This window comes from Acidovorax sp. GW821-FHT09A11 (assembly GCF_059418365.1).
Map to the genome: position 1 here is coordinate 128614 of NZ_JBWKPS010000002.1, position 26414 is coordinate 155027.

Sequence of the window (26414 nt, forward strand, 5' to 3'; positions counted from 1 at the left end):
TCCGCCCGTCCCGGGCAATTTGCAAACTCCAGGAGATGACCATGAACACCCCCAACACCATCGCCAACTTCAGCGGCGCACGACCGATCATCGACCCTGACAACGCGGCGATGCTCCTGATCGACCACCAGAGCGGCCTGTTCCAGACCATCAAGGACATGCCCTTCACCGAGGTACGCAGCAACGCGACGACGCTGGCCAAGGTGGCAACGCTGGCCAAGATGCCGGTCATCACCACAGCCTCGGTGCCACAGGGTCCGAACGGCCCGCTGATCCCCGAGATCCACAAATACGCACCGCACGCGCAGTATGTGGCGCGCAAGGGCGAGATCAACGCCTGGGACAACCCCGAGTTCGTCGCCGCCGTGAAGGCCACGGGGCGCAGGCAGCTCATCATCGCCGGCACCATCACCAGCGTGTGCATGGCCTTTCCGAGCATCGCGGCGGTGCATGAGGGCTACCAGGTGTTCGCCGTCATCGATGCCTCGGGCACCTACTCGAAGATGGCCCAGGAGATCACGCTGGCGCGCATCGTGCAGGCCGGCGTGGTGCCGATGGACACGGCCGCCGTGTGTTCTGAGGTGCAAAAGACCTGGAACCGCGAGGATGCGCTGCAATGGGCCGAGGCCTACAGCGCCGTGTTCCCGCCCTACCAGCTGCTGATCGAAAGCCATGCCATGGCGCAGGAAGTGGCAAAGAGCCACGAGCCACTGGATTCGCAGCGTTCCTGAATCAGGGGCGGAACACGCCGTGGGGGTGAACGCTCCACTTCAGCAGCAGGTGTAGCAATGGTTGCCGCCGCTAGAGCCATGCATTGCACGCCCGCAGGCATCGCCATGAATGGATCTCACCCTCGCCCGACAAACGGCATCCTGGTGGCCATCACCGTGTGAAACAGCACGTTCGCCTCCAGAGGCGGGCTGGCCATGTACAGCACCGACTGCGCCACGATGTCGGCATCCATCAAGGGTTCGATGGCGATTTCCCCATTGGCCTGCGGCACGCCCTTGGCCATGCGCGACGCCAAGTCCGTCATGGCATTGCCAATGTCGATCTGGCCTACCGCGACGTTGTATGCGCGCCCGTCAAGTGCCGCAGTTTTCGTCAGACCCATCACGGCATGTTTTGTCGCGGTGTAGGCGGCCGAGTTGGGCCGGGGCGCGTGTGCAGAAATCGAGCCATTGTTGATGATGCGCCCGCCCTGCGGGCTCTGATCGCGCATGGTCCGAAAGGCCTGCTGCAGGATAAAACATGCCGTTCAGGTTCACATCCACCACGTCGCGCCACTGCTGCGGTGTCCAGTCCAAGAAGGAGCCGGGTGGATTGCCACGTCCCGCATTGTTGAACAGCAAGTCCACGCGCCCGAAGCGGGCGACGGCCTGTCCAAAGAGGCTTTCCACGGCGGCGGGGTCGCACACATCGGTGGGCACGCACAGCATGCGGGCTCCCGCGCCAAAGCTTGCCTGGGCCTGCGCAGCCACTTCTGCCAGGAGTGCGGCGCGGCGCCCTGCCAGCACGACGCGATAGCCGTTGCCCGCCAGGGCGAGTGCAACAGCCTTGCCAATACCGGAACCGGCGCCCGTGACCACGGCAACTTTTTCAGCGTTCATTCTTGGTGTCCATTCAATTTCGGGAAGACTGGCGGGCAAGCGCGCCATGCAGAAAGTCTAGCGGCACCGCGCCGAGGATGTCGGGTCGAAACGGGATCTCCTTGCGCTGGCTTGGCTGGCGGCTCTTCTCACGCAGTTGCGGCACCGCCCTCGGGATTTTTTGCCGTGCGTGCTCCCGCAGGGTTGCCGTCAACGCCTTCTTCGCCACATCAACATGGGCGACAGGGGCACCTTCCACAATGTTCAACAGATCGTCGTCGAGGGTCCGCTCCGGTTGCACAACGTTTGGGTGGGATGCCGAGGGACGCCGCAGGTCTCATCACGCGCCAAGGTGTTCGGCACTGCTGCTGCTCGTCAAAGAGCTGGGAGACGGAAGCGCCCCCTCACGGGGCAGGCGCAGGGGCCGTGGAGCCTTCGGGAAGGCCTTCGCGCCAGACCTTCACACTGGGGAACTCGCGGGTGCAGCCAGTGCACACCAACCTCTCCGCGTAGCGCATTGCTCCGGCAGCATCCCGCGCGACGACGCGCCGGTAGCTGGTTGCGCCGCAAAAGCTGCAGCGGTTGGTGGAGGTTTGCTTTTGGGGCTGCATGGAGAGGAATTTGTACATCGACTTCAGGGACGCACCGGCCAGCCCGTTGGCCGGGTGCCGGTACAGCTTCTGCGAAAAAAAGGGGGACATGCAGTGTGCCGATGATAGATGCGGACGGCCCGGCCGGTGCGCCGCGCAGGCAGTTGGCGGGAGGGTCATTGGGCATTCCCCGGCGGCACCGGGCGGAAAAACTCCCGATCGGCAGCCAGAGAGAGCGACGCAAGCCCAGGCTTTCAACCTCTTCCCGGGCGCCTGCGGATGATGGGTTTTGACCGTTCGCGTCCAGACGGCGCAGAGCGCCTTCAATCCAGTGCGAGCGCAGCCAGCGCCTTGCGCGGGCCCATCTTGCGCACTTCGTCAATCCGGGCCAGTTGCGCCGCACGCGGGGTGATGCCGCGCGTCTCCCATTTGTAGACCGACAGCGAAGAGACGCCCAGCAAGGTGGCCAATTGCGCCTGCTTGATGCCCTGCGCCGTGCGCATCTGGCGGAGCACATCGGGATGGAATTCGCCGTGCGGCTTCGCGGATGCACGCTCTGCAGACGCAGCCTCCGGCTCGGCCGCTTTGGGGACATGCCGCCGGGTGGCCTTGAGCTGAGACGCCAGCGCTTTGACCTCGCGCTTGAGCGCCGCGATCTCGGACCGGTGGCTGGTGACTGCCTTGCGCATGCCCTGCAGTTCGGGTTTGAGCTCCTTGCGGGCCATGCGGATCACTTCGGCGTGAAAGGCACTGGAAAAAGTACTCATGGCGGGGATCGTACGTGAAAGCCCCTCCCGGTGATGGGAAGAGGCTATGCACTCGGGTGGACCCCTGTCTGCGCATGCGGCAGGCATCCTGGGTGCGGACGGACCGCACACCAGAACACCTCCCAGAAGAACTGGCGATGGTCCGAAGGACGCCAGTTCACTCCCACTCGATCGTCGCCGGCGGCTTGCTCGATACGTCGTAGGTCACGCGATTGATGCCGCGCACCTCGTTGATGATGCGCCCCGACACCTTCTTGAGCAGGGCGTACGGCAGTTCGGCCCAGTCGGCGGTCATGAAGTCGCTGGTCTGCACGGCGCGCAGGGCGACCACGTAGTCATAAGTGCGGCCGTCACCCATCACGCCCACGCTCTTCACTGGCAGGAAGACGGTGAAGGCTTGACTGGTGAGGTCGTACCAGGTCTTGCCGGTGGCTTCGTCAACGTGGTTGCGCAGCTCTTCGATGAAGATCGCGTCCGCGCGGCGCAGCAGGTCGGCGTACTCTTTTTTCACCTCGCCCAAAATGCGCACGCCCAGGCCGGGGCCGGGGAAGGGGTGGCGGTAGACCATTTCGGGCGGCAGGCCCAGGGCCACGCCGAGTTCGCGCACTTCGTCTTTGAACAAATCGCGCAGGGGCTCCAGGAGCTTGAGGCCCAGCTGCTCGGGCAGGCCGCCCACGTTGTGGTGGCTCTTGATGGTGACGGCCTTCTTGCTCTTGGCGCCGCCGGATTCGATCACGTCGGGGTAGATGGTGCCCTGGGCCAGGAAGGTGGCGCCTTTGTGGCCTCCATCGCCAGCCTTCAGTTTCGCGGCTTCGGCCTTGAACACGTCGACGAACAGGCCGCCGATGATCTTGCGCTTGGCTTCGGGTTCGCTCACGCCGGCCAGCCTGCCGAGGAACAGGTCGCTCGCGTCCACGCGGATGACCTTGGCGTGCAGCTTGCCGACGAACATGTCCATGACCATGTCGCCTTCGTTCAGGCGCAGCAGGCCATGGTCGACGAACACGCAAGTGAGCTGGTCGCCGATGGCGCGGTGGATGAGAGCCGCGGCCACGGACGAATCCACACCGCCGGAGAGGCCCAGGATGACTTCTTCATCACCCACCTGCTGGCGGATCTGCTCCACGGCCTCGGCGATGTGGTCGCGCATGACCCAGTCGGGGTTGGTGCCGCAGATGCCGAGCACGAAGCGCTCCAGCAGCGCCCTGCCCTGCACGGTGTGCGTGACTTCGGGGTGGAACTGCACGGCGTAGTAGCGGCGGTCTTCGTCGGCCATGCCGGCGATAGGGCAGCTGTCGGTGCTAGCCATGAGCTTGAAGCCCGGGGGCAGTTCGGTGACCTTGTCGCCGTGGCTCATCCAGACGTTGAGCATGCCGTGGCCTTCGGGGGTGGTGAAGTCGGCGATGTCCTTGAGCAGCGCGGTGTGGCCGCGGGCGCGCACGGCGGCAAAGCCAAACTCGCGCTTGTGGCCGGTTTCGACCTTGCCACCGAGTTGCTGCGCCATCGTTTGCATGCCGTAGCAGATGCCCAGCACGGGCAGACCCAACTCGAACACGGCCTGGGGAGCGCGGTCGGTGGTGTCCTCGGTCACGCTGGCGTGGCTGCCGGAGAGGATGATGCCCTTGAGCGAGCCGTCCTTCGCGTAGTCACGCACCCACTCGTCCGTCACATCGCAGGGGTGCACTTCGCAGTACACGTTGGCTTCGCGCACGCGGCGCGCGATGAGCTGGGTGACTTGCGAGCCGAAATCGAGGATGAGGATTTTCTGGTGTTGCATGGCGGTGGGTGGTCGAGGGGATGACAAGAAACGGGGCGCCTGGTCAAAGGCTGGAGAGGTCGAGAAGTGGTACGCCGCTGCGCTGGGCGGCGGCTGCCTGCGCCGCATCGAAGGTGGCCAGGGGCAGGCGCAGGGAGCGGGCCAGCCACAGGTAGGCGGCGTCGAACGTGGGCAGGCCGGTGTCGAGCGCAACGTCTAGCACGGCCTTGTGCTGGGCGGGGGCCAGTTCGTGCAGCTCCACACGGTGGCGGATGGCTTCGAGCACGCCCCACAGGCCTTCGACCGATGCGGGCGGGATGCGGCCGCTGTGAACGCCGCTGGAGATGAGGTTGCTGCACTCCCACTGCCAAAGGTTGGGGGCCTGGGGCTCGACTTCGTCGCGGCGGATCAGGGTGTAGAGGCGGCGCGTGTGCTCGCTGGCCGCATCGGGCAGCAGCCAGGCGGCGGTGACGGAGGCGTCGAGGACGAAGGCAGTCATGCTGCAGCCCTGCCCTTGCGGCGCAAGGTGTCGGGAGTGGCCACTTCGCCTGCGGGCCGGATGCTGGCGTGCAAAGCATCCATCTGGCCCAGCTCGCGAGCGATCTGCTCGTCGGTGATGACGGGGCGGCGGCGCACGGGCAGCAGGCGCACGACCTCTTTGCCGTGGCGGGTGATGCGCACTTCCTCGCCCTGCTCGACCAGCTCGATCAGGGCGGAGAACCTGCTTTTGGCTTCGTAGATGCCGACGGACTGCATGGATGCGCGGACCCCAAAAAGAAAAAGTCTGGCCTGAATGGTGAATTCAGACCAGACTATATCATTCTGACCAGATATTTTCAATCAGGCCAGATTAGATCGACGGTGCTCAGTCAGCCCTGTAGTTGGGGGCTTCCTTCGTAATTTGAACGTCGTGCACGTGGCTTTCGCGGATACCGGCGGTGGTGATCTCCACGAACTCGGCCTTGTTGTTCATGTCGTCGATGGTGGCGCAACCGCAGTAGCCCATGGCGGCGCGCACGCCACCGGCCATCTGGAACACGATGGAGACCATGGAGCCCTTGTAGGGCACGCGGCCTTCGATGCCTTCGGGCACGAGCTTGTCGGCGTTGGGATTGCCGGTGGTCGATTCCTGGAAGTAGCGGTCGGCGCTGCCCTGCTGCATGGCGCCGATGCTGCCCATGCCGCGGTAGCTCTTGTAGCTGCGGCCCTGGAACAGGATGACTTCGCCGGGCGCTTCTTCGGTGCCCGCGAACATGCCGCCCATCATGATGGTGCTGGCGCCTGCAGCCAGCGCCTTGGCGATGTCGCCGCTGTAACGCACGCCGCCGTCCGCGATCAGCGGCACGCCCGTGCCCTTGAGGGCGGTGGCCACGCTGTCGATGGCCATGATCTGGGGCACGCCCACACCGGCCACGATGCGCGTGGTGCAGATGGAGCCCGGGCCGATACCGACCTTGACCGCGTCGGCGCCCGCCTCGACCAGCGCCAGCGCGGCCGCGCCGGTGGCGATGTTGCCGCCGATCACGTCGACCTGCGGGTAGTTCTGCTTGACCCAGCGCACGCGCTCGATCACGCCCTTGCTGTGGCCGTGGGCGGTGTCCACCACGATGGCGTCCACACCGGCCTTGACCAGGGCTTCCACGCGCTCTTCGGTGCCTTCACCCACGCCGACAGCGGCGCCCACGCGCAGGCGGCCAGAGGGGTCGCGGGCGGCGTTGGGGAAGCTGGTTTGCTTGGTGATGTCCTTGACAGTGATCAGGCCCTTGAGCTCGAATGCGTCGTTCACGACCAGGATGCGCTCGAGCTTGTGCTTGTTGAGCAGCGCCTTGGCTTCGGCAGGCGAGGTGCCTTCCTTTTCGTTGACGGTGATGAGCTTCTCGCGCGGGGTCATGATCTGGTGGACCTTGACGTCGTAGCGCGTTTCAAAGCGCAGGTCGCGGCCCGTGACGATGCCCACCACCTTGCCGCCGTCGCACACCGGAAAACCCGAGATGCCGAGCTGTTCGGACAGCTGCAGCACCTGCAGCACGGTGTGCTCGGGGGTGATGACGACCGGGTCGCGCAGCACGCCGGATTCATAGCGCTTGACCTTGGCCACCTGGGCGGCCTGCTCCTGCGCCGTGAGGTTCTTGTGCACGATGCCGATGCCGCCCTCCTGGGCAATGGCAATGGCCAGGCGCGCCTCGGTCACGGTGTCCATGGCGGCGGACACGAGCGGCAAGTTCAGTTGGATATTGCGGGAGAGTTTCGTCGCGAGGGACGTGTCCTTGGGCAGGACCTGGGAGTACGCTGGCACCAGCAACACATCGTCGAAGGTGAGCGCTTTTCCAAGAAGGCGCATGAGAAAGCTCCAAAAAACGGATTGTACCCGCGTCCGCGGGGCGCCGCAGGGCTCGCGCTCCTTTGCGCACGCACTGGCGGCTGCGTTGCTGCACGGCTAAACTTGCCTGCATGAAATTGCACAAGCTTGTTTTGCTGGCCGTTGCCTGCACCTGGGCCCTGGGTGCCGCTGCCCAATGGCAGTGGATCGACAAGGACGGCCGCAAGGTCTTCAGCGACCGCCCGCCGCCACAGGACATCCCGGAAAAGAGCATCCTCAAGCAGCCAAGCTACGCGACTGCACGCGTGCCCGCGGCTGCGGCAGCCGCCAGTGCGCCGGAAGCGGCCGATACCCCCGCCTCGGCTGCTGCGCCTGCGGCCGCATCCCCCCGCGCTCCCGCCAGCGCCGCCGGCAAGGACAAAGAACTGGAAAAGCGCAAGGCTGAGGCAGAGGCCGCCGAAGCCGCCAAGAAGAAAGCCGAAGACGACAGGATCGCCAAGGCCAAGGCTGAAAACTGCACCCGTGCGCGCGCGGCCAAGGCCACTTTCGAGACCGGCGCGCCGATCAGGCAGAGCAATGCACAGGGCGAGCGCGTCTTCCTGGACGAGGCCCAGCGCAATGCAGAGGTCAAGCGCATCGACACGATCATCGCCTCCGACTGCAAACGCTGACCGGTCATCCGTGGCAAAAAAACGGCGCCTGGGGCGCCGTTTTTGTTTCAATTGGTATCCCGATCAGTAGCCTGACTTGCCGCCCGGCCGCTGCCGCGCGAAGAGGCCCGTGGAACGCGCGCCCTGCCGGGCAAACCGCTCGCGGCGTGCCACCTTGGGGTCCACCTTGAGCTCCCGGTACAACTCCACGCGGTCCCCGTCCTTGAGCAGCGTCGTCTCGGGCATGGCACGGCCCCAGATGCCGCACGCCATGCCCTCGCGCCGCGCAGCCATCTGCCCGGCGGCTTGCAGGGCGTCGGCGAGCGTGCTTCCAGGGTGCAATTGCACAGTGCATTCGCTGACCTGCCGAGGCGCCAGCGAGACCAGCACGGTGATCCGCATCAGAGCGGGTGCGCGCGGGGTTGCGATGTCCGCACCAGCCGGCTCCTCAGCCATACACCTGTTCCGCGCGCTTCACGAAGGCATCGACCATGCTGCCCGCGATGCGGTCGAACACAGGGCCTACCAGCGCCGCCAGGGCCGCGTTGTCAAAACCGTAATTCAGGCTCAACTCCACACGGCAGGCCCGCTGGCTGCCATCGCCCACGGGGTGAAAAAGCCAGTCGCCGTCGAGCTGCGAGAAAGGCCCCTTGACCAGCCGCATCCGCACGCGCCGGCCTGCCTCATGGGTGTTGTGCGTCACGAAGGTCTGGCGGATGCCGCCAAATGAAATGCCTACCTCGGCGGTCATGCCCTCTGCGGTCTGCTCGAGCACGGCGGCATGGTCGCACCATGGCAGGAACTGGGGGTAGTGCTCCACCCCGGTGACCAGGGCAAACATTTCTTCGGGGCTATACCAGATGAGGACGGACTTGTGGACGGTTTTCATGCAGACGGCGCCTGCACCGGTGCGCGCAAGCCAGAGGAAATTAGAATCGCGGGTGCGAGACGACGACAATTGTAGGGAGGCCTTTTATCTCCCGGTTTGCGCCGCATCTTTTAAAGCGTGTCCTGCGCCTCAAGTACCCGCGTCCGGGTCCAACCTTTCGGGAAAGCCGGGGAAAGGCCCGGCCACGTTGTCGCAGTCCGCTTGCAGTATCGATACTTCGGCGCGTCCTGCGCCCATCTGCCGGGCCTTTCTCCGGTTTTCGCGGGCACGTAAAAGTGCAAACACGCTCTCACCCCATGGCCAAAAAACCAGATCCTACGTCCCGCATTGCCGACAACAAAAAAGCGGCCTTCAACTATTTCTTCGAGGAGCGCCACGAGGCGGGCATGGTGTTGCACGGCTGGGAGGTCAAGGCGCTGCGCGAGGGCAAGGTGCAATTGACCGACGGCTATGTGCTGATACGTGATGGAGAGCTGTACCTGCTCGGTTGCCTGATCAACCCGCTCAAGACGGCCTCGACCCACGTCAACCCCGAATCCGCGCGCACCAAGAAACTGCTGCTCAAGAAGGACGACATCAAGCGCCTGATCGGCAAGGTCGAGCAAAAGGGCTACACGCTGGTGCCATTGAACCTGCACTGGAAGAACGGCTTCGTGAAATGCGAGATCGCCCTGGCCAAGGGCAAGGCCGAGCACGACAAGCGCGACACCATCAAGGACCGCGAAGGCAAGCGCGAGGTCGAGCGCGCCATGAAGAGCAGAAACCGCTAGCCTGCGCGCCATCGCACGGCGGGCTCGGGCCGGGAAGCGCCACATCGATGCCAGCCCGGCCGTTTTTTTGCGGCGCCGTGGAATAAACCACGGTGCCCATGTGTTTGTCCCGGTGCAAGGCCGCATTCGCGCCGCCTGCACCCACTCTGGAGAAACCCATGAAGAAATTTGTCTCGATGGCGGCAGCATTCATCGCCGTTGCCGGTATGGCGGGCTGCGCCTCCATGGCCGACTCGCCCGTGAAAACCGTGGACGGCGTGCTCGTCGGCGCGGGCGGCATGACGCTCTACACCTTTGACCGCGACGCGGCAGGCAGCGGCAAATCAGTCTGCAACGGGCCCTGCGCCACCAACTGGCCCCCGCTCATGGCCAGCACGGCGCCGGGCGGCGACTACAGCATCGTGACCCGTGATGACGGCAAGACCCAGCTGGCCTACAAGGGCAAGCCGCTGTACTACTGGGTCAAGGACACCAAACCCGGCGACAGGACCGGCGACGGCGTGAACCAGGTCTGGCGCACTGCCCGCCCCTGAGGGCGAGCGCGCCCATCCCACCGCGCCATGAACCGCACCCAGGTTGTCGAGCAGTTGCCAGGCCTGCGCCGCTATGCCCGGGTGCTGACAGGTGACGCCTGGGCGGCCGACGACCTCGTGCAGGACACGCTGGAGCGCGCCTGCAGCAAATGGCTGCTGTGGCGCACCGGCAGCGATCTGCGCGCATGGCTTTTCACGCTCATGCACAACCTCTATCTCAACCAGCGCCGCGCGATGCCCGCGCTGGCGCCGCTGGACATCGAGGATGTCCGCGACCAGTTGCCCGGCGCGCCGGTGCCCTCGGACGACGCGCTGGACCTGGAACGCTGCCTGCAGCGCCTGCCCGCGGACCAGCGGGCCGTGCTGCTGCTGGTGGCCATGGAGGACATGAGCTACGAGGACACGGCCCGCATCCTGGCCGTCCCCGTGGGCACGGTGATGTCACGGCTGTCGCGCGCCCGCGCCCGGCTGCGGGTACTGATGGAGCGCACATCGGTGCCTGCGCCATCCCCCTCACCAGCCACGGAAGCAGCCGCCCCACAGACCCAGTCCCGGCCCCCGGCGCTGCGCCGCCTGAAATGACGACGACCCGCGACACTGCCATGGAACCGCGCTCCCACGCCCCGCCCCTCCCCGAAGACGATCCCGCCTGGCACGCCCTGGCGGACGGCCGCCTCCCGGCCGCGCAGGCCGCAGCCTTGCGCCAGCAACTGGAAGGCAACGAGGCCGCGCGGGATGCCATCGCCCATTGGCAACAGGGGCGCGACCAGCTGCAGGCACTGCACCAGGATCTGCTCCATGCCGCCGTGCCCGATGCGTTGCTGGCCGCTGCGTTGCGCGCCGCGGGACACCAGGAACGGCAGGCACAGTGGTGGCGCTGGGGCGGCCTGGCCGCGTCGGTGCTGCTGGCCTTCGCGCTGGGGTGGGCGGGGCGTGGCCAGTGGGCAGGCGGCCCGGCCCCGGGCCACCAGCCTCTGGCGGGCGATGCGGCAGCGCTGCTGGCCACGGCGCCGGTGCAGCGCTTTGCCCAGCAGGCCGCCGTGGCCCATGCGGTCTACCAGCCGGAGGTCCGCCATCCGGTGGAAGTCACCGCGTCGCAGCAGGAGCATCTGGTGCAGTGGCTCTCCAAGCGGCTGGGCAAGCCGCTGAAGGTGCCCGTGCTCGCCCCGCAAGGCTATGAGCTGGTGGGAGGCCGCCTGCTGCCGGGCGACACCGGGGCGCGTGCGCAGTTCATGTACCAGAACGCTGCGGGCCAGCGCATCACGCTGTACCTGGGCGCACTCGCCCCCACGGCCACCACGGCGCTTTCTCGCCACGGTGCGCCGCCGCCGCACGGCAACCCGCCCGCCACCACGGCCACGGCGGCAGCGGCCTTCCAGTTCACGCAGGAAGGCCCCGTGCCCGGTTTCTACTGGACCGAGGGAAGCTTTGGCTACGCGCTCAGCGGACAGCTATCGCGCGCGGAATTGCTCGCGCTGGCCACGGCGGTATACCGGCAGCTGCAGCTCTAGTGTCCCGAGTTAGAAATTCGGTTCATAAAGTAACTTCCAACTCGGGACACTAGCGTTCGCACCGGCCTGGGTTCAGGTCAGTTCAATCCAGGTCAGGCCAGGGCCGCCAGCGGGTGCGCGTGCGCGGGCCAGGGGCTGGCGAAGAACGGTGCCACCATCGCGGGCGCCACGTCCTCGATGCGGCCAGGGTTCCACTTCGGCGCATGGTCCTTGTCCACGGCCAGGGCGCGGATGCCCTCCACCGTCTCGCTCTGGCCAGGGCGCAGGAAGAAGCAGTGGCGCACCATGTCGCGCTCCATGCGCAGGTCGTCGGCCAGGCCCATGCCGCGCGCACGCCGGATCTGCTCGAGCACCACGTGCAGCATCAGCGGCGAGCGCTTGCGCAGCGTGGCCGCCGTGGCACGCGCCCAGTCGGTATCGGCCGCCTCGAGCGCAGCGACGATCTCCCCCACGCTGGGCAACGAGAAATATTGGTCAATCTGGGCTCTAGCGCTTGACTGGTGTGCGCTGGCAGCTATGAATTTGGAAGCAACGTAGTCACGGACCGCAGGGCCATCCGCAAATCCCCCGGCCCCCAGCGCCTCCCACACGGCGGATTGCTGGTCCGAGGGCAGGCAGCCATCCGCCAACTGGTTTTCGATGGCATCACCCGCGCCGATGGTGTCGCCCGTGAGGGCCAGCCACTCGCCCACGCGGCCGGGGCAGCGCGAGAGGAAGTAGCCGCCACCCACGTCAGGGAACAGGCCGATGGCCGTCTCGGGCATCGCCATCTTGGTGCGCTCGGTCACCACCCGCAGCGCTGCCCCCTGGCTGATGCCCATGCCGCCGCCCATCACGATGCCGTCCATGAACGCGATGTAGGGCTTGCCGTAGTTGTGGATCAGGTGGTTGAGCGCGTATTCCTCGGTGAAGAAGTCTTCCAGCAGGGGGTTGCCCTGGCTGCCCGCCTGGTGCAGGAAGCGGATGTCGCCGCCCGCGCAGAAGGCACCGAACGGGCCCTCCTTGTTGCTGCCGCGAATCGCCACCGCCAGCACCCGCGCATCGTTCTGCCAGGCCAGCAGGATGCCCATCAGGTCACGCACCATGCCCAACGACAACGCGTTGAGCGCACGCGGGCGGTTCAGGGTAATGAAGCCAACCTGGCCACGCACTTCGCTCAACACTTCAGACACTACCGTCTCCGTCATTTTTGTTCCTTCCAACCCAACAGTTCATTGAAAACCAGCGCACCGATCACCAGTGCGCCCCCCGTCAGCACTGCCGTGCCGGGCTTTTCGCCCGCGCCCAGCCATGCCAGCAAGATGCCAAAGATCACTTCGAGCAAACCGAGCAGCGCCATCTCGGGCGCCTTGAGCACACGCCCACAGCGCACGGCCAGCACACAAGGAATGGCCAATTGCACCACGCCCAGCAGCGCCAGCAGGGCCAGGTCATGGGCCGACGCCTGAAAAGGCAGCGCCAGCGGCAGCGTGGCCACCACCGAGATCACCGCGCCGACCAGCACCGCGGGCACCAGGTCCACCGCGTGGCCGTGGCGCTGCGAGTGTTGCACCACCGTCCAGTTGATGGCTGCCGCCACGGGCACGCACAGCGCCACCAGCGTACCCGCCAAGGGCAGGCCCGCCATCTGCGAACCATACATCCACGCAATGCCCAGCCCCGCCACGGCAATCGCAGCCCATGTGCGCGGGGCGATGTGGTGGCCGATGAACACCCGTGCGAACAGCGCGGTGAGCAGCGGCCCCACGGCCATCGTGACCAGCACATTGGCCACCGGCATGAGCACCAGGGCCACCATGAACGCCGTGAACATCACGCTCCAGCACACGCCTGAGATCCACAGCGCATGGCCACCATGGCGCATGGAGGCAAACACCGCCCTGCCCTGCAGCGCCGGCAGGATGACCAGCAGGGACAGCAGCGTGAAAAAGCTGCGCCAGAAGGTCACCTCAAAGCTCGCCGCATGTTCCAGGTGGCGCGTGACCACGCCAGCGATGGACCACATCAGGGTCACCGCCACCATCAGCACCACCGCGCGGGAATGTGTGAGTTTCAACATGGGGTTCGGGTTGCAGACGGAAAAAAGGCCACTGCGCAGCAGTGGCCCTTCCGGGGAAGCTCAGCCTATCAGGACCGGGAAGCGCGCTTGCGCTCATTCTCGGTCAGGTGGCGCTTGCGCAGGCGCACGGACTTGGGCGTGATCTCGACCAGTTCGTCGTCCTCGATGAATTCCACGCCGTATTCCAGCGTGAGGTCGATCGGGGGCGTGATCTTGATCGCGTCTTCCTTGCCGCTCACGCGGAAGTTGGTCAGCTGCTTGGTGCGCGTGGCGTTCACCACCAGGTCGTTGTCGCGGCTGTGGATGCCGACGATCATGCCTTCGTACACGGGGTCGTTCGCCTTCACGAACATGCGGCCACGGTCGTCCAGCTTGCCCAGGGCGTAGGTGAAGATCTCGCCGTCGTCCATCGAGATCAGCACGCCGTTCTTGCGGCCGCCGATGTCGCCCTTGTGCGGCTCATAGCTGTCGAAGATGTTGCTGATGAGGCCGGAGCCGCGCGTCAGGTTCAGGAATTCGTTCGTGAAGCCGATCAGGCCACGCGCCGGAATGCGGTACTCCAGGCGCACGCGGCCACGGCCGTCCGGCTCCATGTTCACCAGCTCGCCCTTGCGCTCACCCAGGGCCTGCATCACGCCGCCCTGGTGTCCTTCTTCGATGTCAGCCGTCACCAGCTCAATGGGCTCGCACTTCTCGCCGTTGATTTCCTTGAACACCACGCGCGGCTTGGACACGGCGAGCTCGTAGCCTTCACGGCGCATGTTTTCCAAGAGGATGGTCAGGTGCAGTTCGCCCCGGCCCATCACTTCGAAGATGCCTTCCTCGTCGGTCTCGCTCACGCGCAGGGCCACGTTGTGCTGCAGTTCCTTTTGCAGGCGGTCCCAGATCTGGCGGCTGGTCACGAACTTGCCTTCGCGGCCGGCCAGCGGGCTGGTGTTGACGCAGAAGTTCATGGTCAGCGTGGGCTCGTCCACCTTCAGCATGGGCAGCGGTGCGGGATTGGCAGGGTCGGTCACGGTCACGCCGATGCCGATGTCTTCAATGCCGTTGATCAGCACGATGTCGCCGGGGCCGGCCATGGGCGTCTGCATGCGGTCCAGGCCCTGGAAGGTCAGCACCTGGTTCACACGGCCCTTGACGGCCTTGCCGTCGGGGCCTTCCATGACGACCACGTCCATCATGGGCTTCAAGGTGCCTTGGCTGATGCGGCCCACGCCGATGCGGCCCACGAAGCTGGAGAAGTCCAGCGCCGAGATCTGCAGTTGCAGCGGGGCAGCCGGGTCGCCCGTGTTCGGGGGCACGTGGCTGAGGATGGTGTCGAACAGGGCCGACATGTCGGGGCCCCACTGCTCACCGGGCGCGCCTTCTTCGAGCGACGACCAGCCGTTGATGCCCGAGGCGTACACCACGGGGAAGTCGAGCTGCTCGTCGGTGGCGCCAAGCTTGTCAAACAGGTCGAACGCTGCGTTCACGACCTTGTCGGGGTTGGCACCCGGCTTGTCCACCTTGTTCACGACCAGAATGGGGCGCAGGCCCAGGGCCAGGGCCTTCTTGGTCACGAAACGCGTCTGGGGCATGGGGCCCTCTTGCGCGTCGATCAGCAGCACCACGCTGTCCACCATGGACAGGGCGCGTTCCACTTCGCCGCCGAAGTCCGCGTGGCCGGGGGTGTCCACGATGTTGATGTGCGTGCCCTTCCAGCTCACGGCGCAGTTCTTGGCCAGGATGGTGATGCCGCGCTCTTTTTCGATGGCGTTGTTGTCCATCACGGTATCGACGACCTTTTCGTGGTCGGCGAAGGTGCCGGACTGGCGCAGCAGCTGGTCGACCATGGTGGTTTTGCCATGGTCAACGTGGGCAATGATGGCGATATTGCGGATTTGTTTAGTCATAGTTTTTCCAATATGCCGCTGTGCGCCATGGACGCGGAATGCGGCGTGCTTTCCAAAATTTGTTGAATTTCCAGCGGACTCAGGAGCCTGTCCGGCACCAGCTCCCCGCCCACGATGTGGCCCACCCCCAGCAGCGCCGGGGGATTCTCGCCAAACACCGCCACGGCACTGGCATCGGGCCAGTTGCCACGGCGACGCACGCCCGACAGGAATCGGGCTGCATTCTCACCGTCCAGCGTGACACGCACGTGTTGCGCCAGCAGCGACTCGGGAGCTTCCAGGCTGGCCAGCCGTTCGGCCTCGGGCATGGCTTCCAGCTGTGCCAGCGTGACGCAGCGCTCCACGCCGATCCCGCCGGTATCGATGCGGCGCAGAAAGGTCAGGTGCGCCCCGCAGCCCAGGGCGGCGCCAATGTCTTCCCCCAGGGTACGGATGTAGGTGCCTTTGCTGCAGGTCACTACTATTTTGATAGCGCTTTGCGCTTGATCTGTCTGGACCAGCGTCAATTTCAGTGCGTGAATGACCACGTCGCGCGCCTCGCGCTCCACGGTGATGCCCGCACGGGCGTATTCATACAGCGCCTTGCCATCCTTCTTGAGCGCGCTGTGCATGGGCGGCACCTGGCGGATGGGGCCGGTGAACTGCTGCTGCACCGCCGCCAGACGCTCAGGGGTGAGCTGGGCAGGGTCGACATCGCAGCGCTGCACCACATCGCCCTCGGCATCGCCGGTCGTCGTCGTCGCTCCCAGCAGCGCCAGGGCCTCATAGGTCTTGGGTGCGTCGAGCTGCAGCTGGCTGAACTTGGTGGCCGCGCCAAAACACAGGGGCAGCACGCCGGTGGCCAACGGGTCGAGCGTGCCGGTATGGCCCGCCTTTTCGGCGCGCAGGAGCCATTTCGCCTTTTGCAAGGCGTCGTTGCTCGAAAGGCCGAGCGGTTTGTCGAGCAGCAACACCCCATGCACAGGGCGCCGCTGCACCCTGGTGCGTGGCGCTGGCTGCATGGCTAATCCTCTTTTGCGCGGGAAGAGACAGCCTTGGCAATCAAGGCATTCATGTCGGCCGCCCGCTCGGAGGTGCGGTCGAACACGAAGTGCAGCGTGGGCACCGTGTGGATGTGCAGGCGCTTGAACAAGCCGTTGCGCAGGAAACCCGCAGCCTGGTTGAGCGCCGCCTGTGTCTCCACAGGGTCGCCCGTCAGCAGGCTGAAGAACACCTTGGCATGGGCGTAGTCCGGAGTCACCTCCACGCCCTGCAGCGTCACCATGCCCACGCGCGGGTCTTTCAACTCGCGCGCGATCAGCTCCGTCAGATCGCGCTGGATCTGGTCGGCGACCTTGAAGGCGCGGTTGGGGGTGGAAGATTTCTTCGCAGCCATGTCGTCGTCACCGATGCCTTACAGCGTCCGCGCGATTTCCTTGATGTCAAAGAATTCGAGTTGATCGCCTTCCTTGATGTCGTTGTAGTTCTTGAGCTTGATACCGCACTCGAAGCCTTCCTTGACATCCTTGACATCGTCCTTGAGGCGCTTGATCGAATCGACTTCGCCCGTGTAGACCACCACGTTGTCGCGCAGCAGGCGGAAGCGTGCGTTGCGATGGACCATGCCCGAGGTGATGTACGAACCGGCAATCGTGCCGATCTTGGTGGCCACGAACACCGTGCGGATCTCGGCCGTGCCGATGATCTCCTCGCGCTGCTCGGGGGCCAGCATGCCGGACATGGCCACGCGCAGCTCGTCCACAGCGTCGTAAATGATGCTGTAGTAGTGCAGATCGACGCCATTGCCCTCGGCCAGCTTGCGCGCACCGGCATCGGCCCGCACGTTGAAGCCGATCACGATGGCCTTGGAGGCGATCGCCAGGTTGATGTCCGACTCGCTGATGGCGCCCACGGCGGCGTACACCAGTTGCACCTTGACTTCGTCGGTCGACAGCTTGAGCAGCGACTGCGCCAGCGCTTCCTGCGAACCCTGCACATCGGCCTTGACGATGATGGGCAGCATCTTCACTTCGCCTGCCGTCATGTCGGCGAACATGTTCTCCAGCTTCGCAGCCTGCTGCTTGGCCAGCTTGGTGTTGCGGAACTTGCCGGCACGGTAGGTGGCGATTTCGCGGGCACGGCGTTCGTCCGTGAGCACCATGAATTCGTCGCCGGCCTGCGGCACTTCCGTCAGGCCCTGGATTTCCACCGGGATCGACGGTCCCGCCGTCTTGGCCACCTTGCCGTTTTCGTCCAGCATGGCGCGCACGCGGCCATAGGTCTGGCCTGCCAGCACGATGTCGCCCACCTTGAGGGTGCCGGACTGCACCAGCACGGTCGCCACGGGGCCGCGGCCCTTGTCGAGCTGCGCTTCGATCACGAGGCCCTTGGCCAGCGAATCCACCGGTGCCTTGAGTTCCAGCACTTCGGCCTGCAGCAGCACCTGCTCGAGCAGCGTGTCGATGCCCATGCCGGTCTTGGAAGACACAGGCACGAACGGCGAATCGCCACCGTACTCTTCAGGCACCACCTCTTCGACCACCAGCTCCTGTTTGACACGGTCGGGGTTGGCATCGGGCTTGTCGGCCTTGGTGATGGCCACCACGATAGGAACACCCGCCGCCTTGGCGTGCTTGATGGCTTCCTTGGTCTGGGGCATGACGCCGTCATCGGCCGCCACCACCAGGATCACGATGTCCGTGGCCTGGGCACCGCGGGCACGCATGGCCGTGAAGGCCTCGTGACCCGGGGTGTCGAGGAACGACACCATGCCGCGCGGTGTTTCCACGTGGTAGGCACCAATGTGCTGCGTGATGCCGCCGGCTTCGCCCGCAGCGACCTTGGCGCGGCGGATGTAGTCCAGCAGCGAGGTCTTGCCGTGGTCGACGTGGCCCATGACGGTCACGACCGGGGCGCGCGGCAACAACTCTGCGTTCTGCTGCGTCGAATCGTCGTCGGTGAAGGCTTCCGGATCGTCCAGCGCCGCCACCACCGCCTTGTGGCCCAGCTCTTCCACCACGATCATGGCGGTGTCCTGGTCCAGCGGCTGGTTGATGGTGACCATCTGGCCCATCTTCATCAGCGCCTTGATCACTTCGGACGCCTTGATCGACATCTTGTGGGCCAGCTCTGCCACCGTGATGGTCTCGGGCACATGCACTTCAATGATGCGCGCCTCGACCGGTGCGGACTGCTGGTGGTCGTCGCGATGGTCGCGGTTGTCACCACGGCGGCCACGCGGGCCACCACGCCAGTTGTTGCGGCCGACACCGCCGCTGCTGTCGCCGCGGGTCTTGATTTCCTTCTTCTTGGCGGTGTCATTGGCCCAGCTGGAGGACAGCTTGGCCGACTTCACTTCCTTGCCGGCGCCGGGCGCGCCTGCGCCGGCGGCGGCCGGAGCCCCCGCACGCGCCACACCCGTGCCCACGGCCGGCTTGTGCAGCGTGCCCTTCTTGGCATCGCCCACCGCGGCGGGCTTGGCCACGGGCTTGGGTTCCTCGGGCTTCTTGGCCACCATGACCGCCTTCTTGGGCGTGGCCATCATGGAGCGAATGGCCGCGGCCTCGGCTTCGGCCTTGCGGCGGCGGGCATCCAGATCGGCCGCACGCGCGGCTTCCTCGTCGGAGCGGGCCTTGGACTCGGCAGCAGCCTTTTCGCGCGCTTCGGCCTGGGCGGCGCTGCGCGCAGCGGTTTCAGCGGCCTGCTCGCGGGTCGCTTCCTGCTTGACGGCAGAGGCCTGGGCCTTCTTTTCGGCTTCCTGCGCAGCGTAGGCGGCAGCACGCTCCTCGGCTTCGCGTTCGCGCTTTTCACGGGCTTCGCGTTCAGCGCGCTTCTCGGCCAGCTCCGCCTCCTGGCGGCGGATCAGCTCGGCCTGGCGGCGCGCTTCTTCCTCGCGGCGGGACAGCTCGAGATCCTCGCTGGAAACAGCAGCCTCCTGCGCCGCCACGGGCGCATGGGTTTCTGCAGACGCCTCGGCACCTTCATCGCGCTGGATGAACGTGCGCTTCTTGCGCACTTCCACCTGGATCGTGCGGGCCTTGCCCGTGGCATCGGCCTGCTTGATCTCGCTGGTGGACTTCTTCACCAGCGTGATCTTCTTGCGGTCGGCCGAAGCCGTGCCATGGCTGGCCTGCAGATAGGCAAGCAGCTTTTGCTTGTCCGACTCGGTCAACGCGTCGGAGGGGGCAGCCTTGCCCACGCCCGCAGCCTTGAGCTGGTCGAGCAGGGTTTCAGGCGATTTTTTGAGTTCGGTTGCAAACTCGGCGACAGTATTACTGGACATATGTGGTTCGTGCCTCCCTGACCTTTACTCTTGCCCCGCGAACCAGTGTTCGCGCGCCTTCATGATCAAGGCTTTGGCTTCTTCTTCAGACTGTCCGGTCAGGTCGGTCAGTTCATCAATGGCCAGATCGGCCAGGTCGTCACGTGTATGCACACCGCCTTCAGCCAACTTGGCAATCAGCTCGGGGGTGAGGCCTTCGAGGTCGCGCAGGTCCTGGGAGACCTCTTCCACGCTTTCCTCGCGGGCGATTTCCATCGTGAGCAGCGCATCCTTGGCGCGGGCGCGCAGCTCGTTGACGGTGTCTTCGTCGAAGCTTTCGATCTCCAGCATTTCCTGCAGCGGCACATAGGCCACTTCTTCGAGGCTGTTGAAGCCTTCGGAGATCAGGATGTCGGCGATTTCCTCGTCCACATCCAGCTTTTCCATGAACAGCTTGCGGGCCGTGTCGGTCTCGTTGGCCTGCTTCTGCGCGCTTTCGGCGGCGTCCATGATGTTGATCTTCCAGCCGGTCAGATCGGACGCCAGGCGCACGTTCTGGCCGCCGCGGCCGATGGCGATGGCGAGGTTTTCCTCGTCCACCACGACGTCCATGGCGTGCTTTTCCTCATCGACCACGATGGAGGACACGTTGGCCGGTGCCAGCGCGCCGATCACGAACTGGGCGGGGTCTTCGGACCACAGCACGATGTCCACGCGCTCGCCGGCGAGTTCGTTGGTCACCGCGTTCACACGGGTGCCGCGCACGCCGACGCAGGTGCCGATGGGGTCCACGCGCTTGTCGTGCGACAGCACGGCGATCTTGGCACGCGAGCCGGGGTCGCGGGCGCAGGACTTGATCTCCAGCAGGCCCTGCTCGATCTCGGGCACTTCCTGACGGAAGAGCTCGATCATGAACTCGGGGGCCGAGCGCGACAGGATGATGGGCGCGCCGCGCAGGGTCAGGTCCACTTCCATGATCATGGCCCGCACGCGGTCGCCGCTGCGCAGGTTTTCCTTGGGGATCATCTCGCTGCGGCGCAGGCGGCCTTCCACACGGCCGGACTCGACAATGATGTCGCCCTTGTCCATGCGCTTGACGGTGCCGGTGAAGATGCGCTCGCCGCGCGACATGAAGTCGTTGAGCAGCATTTCGCGCTCGGCGTCACGGATCTTCTGCAGGATGACCTGCTTGGCGGCCATGGCGCCGATGCGGCCGATCGGCACGGACTCGACACCCTCTTCGATGTACTCGCCGACTTCGATGTCGGGAATGCGGTCCTTCGCATCCATCAGCAGCTCTTCGGCTTCGGGATTCTGCAGGCCCGCGTCATCGGGCACGACCAGCCAGCGGCGGAAAGTCTCATAGTTGCCGCTGTCGCGATCGACGGACACGCGAATGTCCACCTCGCCCTGGTACAGCTTCTTGGTAGCCTGGGCCAAGGCCGACTCCACGGCGCCCAAGACCACATCACGCTCAACGTTCTTTTCGCGCGAAATGGCCTCAACCAACATCAACAATTCGCGATTCATGCGACGACTCTCCTGTTTCAATCACCCGAGGGCAGGGTCCGCGCGCTGCGGCCACCCACCCCAATTCATTCAGCCACTCAGGCGGACGCCGGCCCGGCCTTGCCTCCACGCCCCTTGAAATCCACGATGGGCGCCAGACGGACGTCCCGCACCTCATCCAGGGTAAAACCCAGCGCCTGCAGCGGCGCCGGAACGCGTTTCTTGCTCACCTTCTGGCCCGGCTTGACCGGCGGCTCGTCGCTCCAGACGATCTGCCAGCCTCCAGCTTCGGCCCGCTCCAGCGTGCCGCGAAATTTCTTGCGGGTGGCATTGACCTGCCCCGCCGCTGCGGCGCCGATGGGCGCCTTCAGGGTGATGTCGATGACCGAGCCCTCGAAGCGCACGAAGTCCTGCTCGTGGCGCAAGGGGCGGTCGATACCGGGGGAAGACACTTCCAGGCGCTTGTACTCGACGCCATCGACCTCCAGCGCAAATTGCAGCTGGCGCGTGACCTTTTCGCAGTCTTCGACGGTGACAAACTGATCCAGCGCCGGGACCGGCGCGTCGGCGGGCGGCTGCACCCAGGGCAAGTCAATGGTGATGCGCAGCAGACCACCGGCAGAGCGTTCGATCTCCACCAGGTCATATCCCAGGCCCGTCACAATTTGTTCAACGACTTGCTGTAATGCCACGTGTTCAGTTCAATCCCGGAAAACAACACGACTGACGCAAATCGGGATCCGGCGAGTCGCCGACCCCATGGTGGGAGCACTTCCTGTGCGCCCTTGTTTGCGTAAGTCCAAAACAAAAAACCCGATAACCCCCGGAGACCTTCCCCGACAGCTTCGAGCTCCAAAAGCATTCGACCAAAAAAAACGGGCGGTTGGTACCCGCCCGTTTGGTCGTGAGATTCATATTGTAGCGTGTAACGCCTTGATTTGCAAAGATGGACTGTGGTCAAACTGCCTTCTGAACCCGCCGGCAGGGGCCCCGCCGGCACAAAAATCCGGCGCCTGCGCGGCCAGCGGCGTTTCCGGCAGAAAGGTGCGCTGCTGCGCCCCGCCTGCCCAGCCGATTTGTCCTCGTCGTCCTAGTCGTCCTGGGCGCCGCGCGCCGCGCGCACGCGCTCGAACACGCCCTGCGCCTCGGCCCCGGCCGCCGAGGCATTGCGCGCGCCCGCCTGCAGGCTGCCCAGCAACCGGGCCAGCACTGGCGCCTGCGGTAGCAGCGGCCCCAGAAAAAGCGCGCTGGTGCCGCGGCCGATCAGCAGTGTGGGAAAAGTCTCCACATCCAGGTCCCCCGCGATCTCGGACTCGTCCTCGATGTCCACCCATTCGAACCGCACCCCGGGGTTCGCCCGGGCCAGTTCGTCGAACAGGGGGCGGTAGTCGCGGCAGGTGCCGCACCAGCCCGCGCACAGGCATACAGCCCACCAACCGCCAGCGGCGGCCTGCGGGGGCGCCCCTGAGGCGGGATCGGGCAACACGGCCGGACTTTCCATCAGCGTAACTCCTGGGTCATTCCGGCCGGGGACCCCCTGCGGCCGTGCGCAGAGGCCCTCCCGGGGGCCGGGTCTGGGTCTACATGCCGCGCCGCTCGCGGGCACGGTAGACCTCGATGGTACCCACACCGGGCGCCTGGTTGCCCCAGCTGTTGCGCACGAAGGTGGCGACCGCCGCCACTTCCTCGTCCGACAGGGCCTGCTGGAACGGGGGCATGCCGTGCGGACGCGGGTTGCCGGCGGTGGCGGGCAGGTAGCCGCCCTGCAGCACCACGCGCACCAGGTTGGTGGGATCGGCCAGCGTGACCGCGCGGTTGCCGGCCAGCGCGGGGAACGCCCCAGGCTCGCCCTGCCCCGCGTCGCCATGGCATTTCGCGCACTGCTGCTCATACACCTTCGCGCCCCGGGCCATGGCCGCGGAGGGCGGGGCGGGCGGCGTTGCGGGCGCGGGGCCGCCCTGCTGCGGCAAGGCCTGCAGGTATACCGCCATGGCGCGCGCGTCGGCATCGGTCAGGTACTGCGTGCTGCGGAACACCACCTCGGCCATGGGGCCCAGCACCGAGCCGTGCGGGGCCACCCCGGTTTGGAGCAAGGCCACCACGTCCTCGGCGGGCCATTCCTTGACGCCCGCCTCGGCCGCCGCGTTGAGCGCGGGGGCATACCAGTTCTGCACGGGAATCAGCCCGCCGGTGAAGGCCTTGGCATCCGTGGTGGCGCCCAGCGCGTTGCGTGGCGTGTGGCAGGCGGTGCAATGGCCCAGGCCGTTGACCAGGTAGGCGCCCCGGTTGTACTCGGCCGTCTGTGCGGGCTCGGGCCGGGGTGTGCCCGGGGTGAAAAACAGCGCGCGCCACACGCCCAGCGCCGCCTGCGTGTTGTACGGGAAACGCAGCGCATGCGCCCGGTTGGCTTCGGCGGCGGCGGGCACGCTTTGCAGATAGGCAAAGATGGCATCGGAATCCTCGCGCGTGACCTGGGTGTAGTTGGGGTACGGGAAGGCGGGGTACAGCAGGCGCCCGTCCTTGCTGCGGCCATGGTGCATGGCGCGCCAGAACTCGGCCGAGGTCCAGCTGCCGATGCCCTGCGCCTTGTCGGGCGTGAGGTTGGAGCTGTGCACCACGCCGAACGGCGTCTCGATGCCGCGCCCGCCCGCGAACGGCGCGCCGCCCTGGGTGGTGTGGCAGGCCATGCAGTTGCCGACACGGGCCAGGTACTCGCCGCGCGCCACCAGCGCGGGCGTGCCCTGCAGCGTCTCGGCGCCGGGCAGCGGCTCTTCGCCGCGCAGGTTCAGGGTGACCAGTGCCGCGGCCGTGATGCCCAGGGCGGCCAGCACGGAAGAAATCGTCCAGAGGATGCGTTTCATGGATGACATCCCTCTCAGCGCGCCGCGCCGGAAGCGGCCGCCACGGGCACCTCGGCCACGCCGCCGCAGCGGGCGGGCATGGGGGCGGGCAGCGTGCGGGCGGGTTTGCCGCCCCCTGCCACGGGCTGGGCGGCCAGCCAGGCGGACACGGCGCTCACATCGTCGGGCGTGAGCTGGCGGGCGATGTCGGCCATGCAGTCGGGCGCATGCGCGCGGCGCTGGCCGGTCTTCCAGGCGCCCAGCTGGCTGTTGAGGTAGTCGCGCGGCAGGCCCAGCAGGCCCGGGATGGACGGCGCCATGCCCGTCATGGCGTTGCCGTGGCACGACACGCAGGCCGGAATGCGGCGCGCGGCATCGCCCTGCTGCACCAGTTGGCGCCCCTGCTCCAGCGCGGCGGCCGGCGCCTGGGGTGCGGGCGGCGGCGGGTACGGCACATCTTGCGCGGCAAAGTGCTCGGCCATTTCACGCAGGTAGTCGTCCGTCAGGTGCTCGATGAGGTAGGTCATCTGCGGATAGCTGCGCCGCCCGTCGCGGAAGTTGAGCAGCTGGTTGGCCAGGTAGCCCGCCGGCTTGCCGGCGATGCGCGGAAAGTAGCCGTCGGGCGTGGCACGGCCTTCCTTGCCGTGGCAGGCCGTGCAGGCCAGCACGCGCGAGGACATCGACGACGCGGACACCGTGGCGGCCGGGGCCGCCGCAGCCGCCGCAGGACGAGGCACGGGCTGGGCCCAGGCGCCAGCACTCCACGCCAGCGCCATCGCGGCAGAGGCGCCGGCCAGGCGGGAAACAGGGCGCAGCAGGCTGCGCAGGCAATCGATCATGGGGTTTTATCAGTAGGGAAGCGGCCGGCCCGCACACATCGCGACGGACACCAGCACATGCCGCCACTCTACGCCCCGCCCCAAAAACAGTACAGATTCAGTTTCTAGTTAAAAATACAGATCAGTTTGCCCTGGATCAACCCCAGCCCCCCATGAAACGCTACGAACGCCACGCCGACGCCATTGCCCAGCTCATCCACAGCGGCGCGCTGCGCCCAGGCGACCGCGTGCCCTCGGTGCGCGAGGCCAGCCGCACGCGCGGCATCAGCCCGTCCACCGTGTTCGAGGCGTACTACCTGCTGGAGGCCCAGGGCCTGATCCATGCGCGCCCGCGCTCGGGCTACTACGTGAGCGCCCGGCTGCCGGCCGCCGAGTCCCGGCCCGCCGAGCCCCTGCCCTCGCAGCCGGCGCACACCTCCACCGGCGTGGCCATCAGCGACCTGGTGTTCGAGGTGCTGGGCCTGGCGCGCGACCGCGACCTGGTGCCCCTGGGCTCGGCCTTTCCGGGGCTGGAGCTGTTTCCGCTGGAGCGCCTGGCGCGCTGCCTGGGCAGCGGCATGCGCAAGCTCGACCCCTGGAGCATCGTGCAAAGCCTGCCGCCCGGCGACGAGCGCCTGCGCCAGCAGATCGCGCTGCGCTACGGCCTGCACGGCATGGCCGTGGACGCGCAGGAGATCATCATCACCAACGGCGCGATGGAGGCGCTCAACCTCTGCCTGGAGGCCGTCACCCGCCCCGGCGACGTCGTGGTGGTCGAATCGCCCACCTTCTACGCCGCGCTGCAGGCGCTGGAGCGTCTGAACCTGCAGGCGCTGGAGGTGGCCACCCACCCGCGCGACGGCATCGACCTGACCGCGCTGGCCGAAGCCCTGGCGCGCCAGCCCCCTCACCAGCCCGTCAAGGCCTGCTGGCTGATGCCCAGCTTCCAGAACCCGCTGGGCAGCCTGATGCCCGAGGACAAGAAGCGCGAACTCGTGGCCCTGCTCGCGCGCCACCAGATCCCGCTGATCGAGGACGACGTGTATGGCGAACTGCACTTCGCCCCCCACCGCCCGCCCCCGGCCAAGGCCTTTGACGGCGAAGGCCTGGTGATGCACTGCAGCTCGTTCAGCAAAAGCCTGGCACCCGGCTACCGCGTGGGCTGGGTGGCGGCGGGCCGCTTTGCCACGGCGGTGCAGCGCCTCAAGCTCATGACCACGCTCTCGGCCGCCACGCCGTCGCAGCAGGCGTTGTCCGAGTACCTGGCCCAGGGCGGCTACGACCGGCACCTGCGCCAGCTGCGCCGCAGCCTGGCGCAGCAGCAGGCGACGGCGCTGGCGGCGGTGGCCCGGCATTTCCCACCGGGTACGCGGGTCGCGCAGCCCGAGGGCGGGTACTTCCTGTGGGTGGAGCTGCCCCCGCAGATCGATGCCCTGCAACTGCACCGCCAGGCACTGCAGCAGGGCATCAGCCTGGCACCAGGACAGATCTTTTCGGCGGACCGGCGCTTTGCGAACTGTGTGCGCATCAACTACGGGCACCCCGCGCAAAGCCGCTTTGAAGCCGCCCTGGCCACCGTGGGCGCCCTGGCCTCGGCGATGGCACGAGAGCCGTCCGCTCCCACGAAGCTATCAAAACAGTAGCTGCCAGCGCTTACACATCAATCGCTTGGAGCCAGTTT

At 66.4% G+C, this 26414-nt stretch carries 27 protein-coding genes and 1 pseudogene; 7 read left to right on the top strand and 21 right to left on the bottom strand.

Annotation, left to right across the window (positions count from 1 at the left end; all coding sequences use genetic code 11):
* Positions 1–41 precede the first annotated feature (41 nt).
* Positions 42–731: a hydrolase gene (locus AC07PV_RS04585; protein ID WP_218338816.1), complete on the top strand. Its 690-nt coding sequence runs from the start codon at positions 42–44 to the stop codon at positions 729–731.
* 116 nt (positions 732–847) lie between these two features.
* On the opposite strand, the pseudogene AC07PV_RS04590 reads toward AC07PV_RS04585, so the two are convergent.
* From AC07PV_RS04590 to guaB, 8 genes and pseudogenes are all read right to left on the bottom strand, one after another.
* Positions 848–1610: pseudogene (locus tag AC07PV_RS04590) on the bottom strand (SDR family oxidoreductase).
* 13 nt (positions 1611–1623) lie between these two features.
* A complete protein-coding gene (locus AC07PV_RS04595) occupies positions 1624–1857 on the bottom strand; it encodes a hypothetical protein (protein ID WP_494629543.1) in 234 nt (77 codons plus the stop codon).
* Positions 1858–1993: 136 nt separating this feature from the next.
* Positions 1994–2290 (bottom strand): hypothetical protein, encoded by a 297-nt coding sequence (locus AC07PV_RS04600; protein WP_494629545.1) that lies wholly within the window; start codon positions 2288–2290, stop codon positions 1994–1996.
* 212 nt (positions 2291–2502) lie between these two features.
* Entirely contained in the window at positions 2503–2946 is a 444-nt protein-coding gene (locus tag AC07PV_RS04605) for a helix-turn-helix domain-containing protein (RefSeq protein WP_494629547.1), read from the bottom strand.
* A 157-nt stretch (positions 2947–3103) separates the two neighbouring features.
* A complete protein-coding gene (gene guaA, locus AC07PV_RS04610; RefSeq protein WP_218294368.1) occupies positions 3104–4723 on the bottom strand; it encodes a glutamine-hydrolyzing GMP synthase in 1620 nt (539 codons plus the stop codon).
* 43 nt (positions 4724–4766) lie between these two features.
* Positions 4767–5201 carry a type II toxin-antitoxin system VapC family toxin gene (locus AC07PV_RS04615; protein WP_218294367.1) on the bottom strand — a complete coding sequence of 145 codons (435 nt, stop codon included), beginning with the start codon at positions 5199–5201 and terminating at the stop codon, positions 4767–4769.
* Entirely contained in the window at positions 5198–5458 is a 261-nt protein-coding gene (locus AC07PV_RS04620) for a type II toxin-antitoxin system Phd/YefM family antitoxin (RefSeq protein WP_218294366.1), read from the bottom strand. Before AC07PV_RS04620 ends, AC07PV_RS04615 begins: the two co-directional genes overlap by 4 nt.
* Positions 5459–5567: 109 nt before the next feature.
* Positions 5568–7043, bottom strand: a complete 1476-nt coding sequence (gene guaB, locus AC07PV_RS04625; protein WP_218294365.1) for an IMP dehydrogenase — start codon at positions 7041–7043, stop codon at positions 5568–5570.
* Between the two features lie 110 nt (positions 7044–7153).
* Here guaB and AC07PV_RS04630 point away from each other — a divergent pair, with 110 nt between their 5' ends.
* Positions 7154–7693: a DUF4124 domain-containing protein gene (locus AC07PV_RS04630; protein ID WP_218294364.1), complete on the top strand. Its 540-nt coding sequence runs from the start codon at positions 7154–7156 to the stop codon at positions 7691–7693.
* Between the two features lie 63 nt (positions 7694–7756).
* Here the strand turns inward: AC07PV_RS04630 and AC07PV_RS04635 are convergent, their stop codons facing one another.
* Both AC07PV_RS04635 and AC07PV_RS04640 read right to left on the bottom strand, forming a co-directional pair.
* Positions 7757–8128 carry an RnfH family protein gene (locus tag AC07PV_RS04635; RefSeq protein WP_218294363.1) on the bottom strand — a complete coding sequence of 124 codons (372 nt, stop codon included), beginning with the start codon at positions 8126–8128 and terminating at the stop codon, positions 7757–7759.
* Positions 8121–8561 carry a type II toxin-antitoxin system RatA family toxin gene (locus tag AC07PV_RS04640; protein WP_218294362.1) on the bottom strand — a complete coding sequence of 147 codons (441 nt, stop codon included), beginning with the start codon at positions 8559–8561 and terminating at the stop codon, positions 8121–8123. Before AC07PV_RS04640 ends, AC07PV_RS04635 begins: the two co-directional genes overlap by 8 nt.
* 296 nt (positions 8562–8857) lie before the next feature.
* Here AC07PV_RS04640 and smpB point away from each other — a divergent pair, with 296 nt between their 5' ends.
* From smpB to AC07PV_RS04660, 4 genes are all read left to right on the top strand, one after another.
* Complete coding sequence (gene smpB, locus AC07PV_RS04645) at positions 8858–9331, top strand: SsrA-binding protein SmpB (RefSeq protein WP_218294361.1); 474 nt, start codon at positions 8858–8860, stop codon at positions 9329–9331.
* 158 nt (positions 9332–9489) lie between these two features.
* Positions 9490–9864, top strand: a complete 375-nt coding sequence (locus AC07PV_RS04650; protein ID WP_492246280.1) for a COG4315 family predicted lipoprotein — start codon at positions 9490–9492, stop codon at positions 9862–9864.
* Positions 9865–9891: 27 nt separating this feature from the next.
* Positions 9892–10446 carry an RNA polymerase sigma factor gene (locus AC07PV_RS04655; RefSeq protein WP_494629549.1) on the top strand — a complete coding sequence of 185 codons (555 nt, stop codon included), beginning with the start codon at positions 9892–9894 and terminating at the stop codon, positions 10444–10446.
* A 20-nt stretch (positions 10447–10466) separates the two neighbouring features.
* Positions 10467–11375 (top strand): anti-sigma factor family protein, encoded by a 909-nt coding sequence (locus tag AC07PV_RS04660; RefSeq protein ID WP_494629551.1) that lies wholly within the window; start codon positions 10467–10469, stop codon positions 11373–11375.
* Positions 11376–11467: 92 nt separating this feature from the next.
* Here AC07PV_RS04660 and AC07PV_RS04665 read toward each other — a convergent pair whose 3' ends face one another.
* The 11 genes from AC07PV_RS04665 to AC07PV_RS04715 form a co-directional block, all read right to left on the bottom strand.
* Positions 11468–12562 carry an enoyl-CoA hydratase/isomerase family protein gene (locus AC07PV_RS04665; protein ID WP_494629553.1) on the bottom strand — a complete coding sequence of 365 codons (1095 nt, stop codon included), beginning with the start codon at positions 12560–12562 and terminating at the stop codon, positions 11468–11470.
* Positions 12559–13434, bottom strand: coding sequence for a DMT family transporter (locus AC07PV_RS04670; RefSeq protein ID WP_218294356.1), 876 nt, complete (start codon positions 13432–13434; stop codon positions 12559–12561). Before AC07PV_RS04670 ends, AC07PV_RS04665 begins: the two co-directional genes overlap by 4 nt.
* A 68-nt stretch (positions 13435–13502) precedes the next feature.
* A complete protein-coding gene (gene typA / locus AC07PV_RS04675; RefSeq protein WP_218294355.1) occupies positions 13503–15326 on the bottom strand; it encodes a translational GTPase TypA in 1824 nt (607 codons plus the stop codon).
* Positions 15323–16327 (bottom strand): tRNA pseudouridine(55) synthase TruB, encoded by a 1005-nt coding sequence (gene truB / locus AC07PV_RS04680; protein ID WP_492255185.1) that lies wholly within the window; start codon positions 16325–16327, stop codon positions 15323–15325. Before truB ends, typA begins: the two co-directional genes overlap by 4 nt.
* Positions 16328–16329: 2 nt before the next feature.
* Complete coding sequence (gene rbfA / locus AC07PV_RS04685; RefSeq protein ID WP_008904004.1) at positions 16330–16701, bottom strand: 30S ribosome-binding factor RbfA; 372 nt, start codon at positions 16699–16701, stop codon at positions 16330–16332.
* An 18-nt stretch (positions 16702–16719) separates the two neighbouring features.
* The gene (infB, locus tag AC07PV_RS04690; protein WP_218294353.1) at positions 16720–19587 is read right to left on the bottom strand and encodes a translation initiation factor IF-2; all 2868 of its coding nucleotides are present in this window, start codon (positions 19585–19587) and stop codon (positions 16720–16722) included.
* 24 nt (positions 19588–19611) lie between these two features.
* Positions 19612–21096: a transcription termination factor NusA gene (gene nusA, locus AC07PV_RS04695; protein ID WP_218294352.1), complete on the bottom strand. Its 1485-nt coding sequence runs from the start codon at positions 21094–21096 to the stop codon at positions 19612–19614.
* 77 nt (positions 21097–21173) lie between these two features.
* Positions 21174–21767, bottom strand: a complete 594-nt coding sequence (gene rimP, locus AC07PV_RS04700) for a ribosome maturation factor RimP (RefSeq protein WP_218294351.1) — start codon at positions 21765–21767, stop codon at positions 21174–21176.
* A 398-nt stretch (positions 21768–22165) separates the two neighbouring features.
* Positions 22166–22576, bottom strand: a complete 411-nt coding sequence (locus tag AC07PV_RS04705) for a thioredoxin family protein (RefSeq protein WP_494629554.1) — start codon at positions 22574–22576, stop codon at positions 22166–22168.
* Between the two features lie 79 nt (positions 22577–22655).
* Positions 22656–23936 (bottom strand): c-type cytochrome, encoded by a 1281-nt coding sequence (locus tag AC07PV_RS04710; RefSeq protein WP_494629555.1) that lies wholly within the window; start codon positions 23934–23936, stop codon positions 22656–22658.
* Between the two features lie 14 nt (positions 23937–23950).
* Positions 23951–24754 (bottom strand): c-type cytochrome, encoded by an 804-nt coding sequence (locus AC07PV_RS04715; RefSeq protein WP_494629557.1) that lies wholly within the window; start codon positions 24752–24754, stop codon positions 23951–23953.
* A gap of 152 nt (positions 24755–24906) precedes the next feature.
* Here AC07PV_RS04715 and AC07PV_RS04720 point away from each other — a divergent pair, with 152 nt between their 5' ends.
* Positions 24907–26376: an aminotransferase-like domain-containing protein gene (locus AC07PV_RS04720; protein WP_494629558.1), complete on the top strand. Its 1470-nt coding sequence runs from the start codon at positions 24907–24909 to the stop codon at positions 26374–26376.
* Positions 26377–26414 lie beyond the last annotated feature (38 nt).

Coding starts and splice junctions, on each gene's coding strand:
- AC07PV_RS04585 (WP_218338816.1), top strand. CDS start 42: ATGAACACCCCCAACACCATCGCCAACTTCAGCGGCGCACGACCGATC.
- AC07PV_RS04600 (WP_494629545.1), bottom strand. CDS start 2,290: ATGTCCCCCTTTTTTTCGCAGAAGCTGTACCGGCACCCGGCCAACGGG.
- AC07PV_RS04605 (WP_494629547.1), bottom strand. CDS start 2,946: ATGAGTACTTTTTCCAGTGCCTTTCACGCCGAAGTGATCCGCATGGCC.
- guaA (WP_218294368.1), bottom strand. CDS start 4,723: ATGCAACACCAGAAAATCCTCATCCTCGATTTCGGCTCGCAAGTCACC.
- AC07PV_RS04615 (WP_218294367.1), bottom strand. CDS start 5,201: ATGACTGCCTTCGTCCTCGACGCCTCCGTCACCGCCGCCTGGCTGCTG.
- AC07PV_RS04620 (WP_218294366.1), bottom strand. CDS start 5,458: ATGCAGTCCGTCGGCATCTACGAAGCCAAAAGCAGGTTCTCCGCCCTG.
- guaB (WP_218294365.1), bottom strand. CDS start 7,043: ATGCGCCTTCTTGGAAAAGCGCTCACCTTCGACGATGTGTTGCTGGTG.
- AC07PV_RS04630 (WP_218294364.1), top strand. CDS start 7,154: ATGAAATTGCACAAGCTTGTTTTGCTGGCCGTTGCCTGCACCTGGGCC.
- AC07PV_RS04635 (WP_218294363.1), bottom strand. CDS start 8,128: ATGGCTGAGGAGCCGGCTGGTGCGGACATCGCAACCCCGCGCGCACCC.
- AC07PV_RS04640 (WP_218294362.1), bottom strand. CDS start 8,561: ATGAAAACCGTCCACAAGTCCGTCCTCATCTGGTATAGCCCCGAAGAA.
- smpB (WP_218294361.1), top strand. CDS start 8,858: ATGGCCAAAAAACCAGATCCTACGTCCCGCATTGCCGACAACAAAAAA.
- AC07PV_RS04650 (WP_492246280.1), top strand. CDS start 9,490: ATGAAGAAATTTGTCTCGATGGCGGCAGCATTCATCGCCGTTGCCGGT.
- AC07PV_RS04655 (WP_494629549.1), top strand. CDS start 9,892: ATGAACCGCACCCAGGTTGTCGAGCAGTTGCCAGGCCTGCGCCGCTAT.
- AC07PV_RS04660 (WP_494629551.1), top strand. CDS start 10,467: ATGGAACCGCGCTCCCACGCCCCGCCCCTCCCCGAAGACGATCCCGCC.
- AC07PV_RS04665 (WP_494629553.1), bottom strand. CDS start 12,562: ATGACGGAGACGGTAGTGTCTGAAGTGTTGAGCGAAGTGCGTGGCCAG.
- AC07PV_RS04670 (WP_218294356.1), bottom strand. CDS start 13,434: ATGTTGAAACTCACACATTCCCGCGCGGTGGTGCTGATGGTGGCGGTG.
- typA (WP_218294355.1), bottom strand. CDS start 15,326: ATGACTAAACAAATCCGCAATATCGCCATCATTGCCCACGTTGACCAT.
- truB (WP_492255185.1), bottom strand. CDS start 16,327: ATGCAGCCAGCGCCACGCACCAGGGTGCAGCGGCGCCCTGTGCATGGG.
- rbfA (WP_008904004.1), bottom strand. CDS start 16,701: ATGGCTGCGAAGAAATCTTCCACCCCCAACCGCGCCTTCAAGGTCGCC.
- infB (WP_218294353.1), bottom strand. CDS start 19,587: ATGTCCAGTAATACTGTCGCCGAGTTTGCAACCGAACTCAAAAAATCG.
- nusA (WP_218294352.1), bottom strand. CDS start 21,096: ATGAATCGCGAATTGTTGATGTTGGTTGAGGCCATTTCGCGCGAAAAG.
- AC07PV_RS04705 (WP_494629554.1), bottom strand. CDS start 22,576: ATGGAAAGTCCGGCCGTGTTGCCCGATCCCGCCTCAGGGGCGCCCCCG.
- AC07PV_RS04710 (WP_494629555.1), bottom strand. CDS start 23,936: ATGAAACGCATCCTCTGGACGATTTCTTCCGTGCTGGCCGCCCTGGGC.
- AC07PV_RS04715 (WP_494629557.1), bottom strand. CDS start 24,754: ATGATCGATTGCCTGCGCAGCCTGCTGCGCCCTGTTTCCCGCCTGGCC.
- AC07PV_RS04720 (WP_494629558.1), top strand. CDS start 24,907: ATGAAACGCTACGAACGCCACGCCGACGCCATTGCCCAGCTCATCCAC.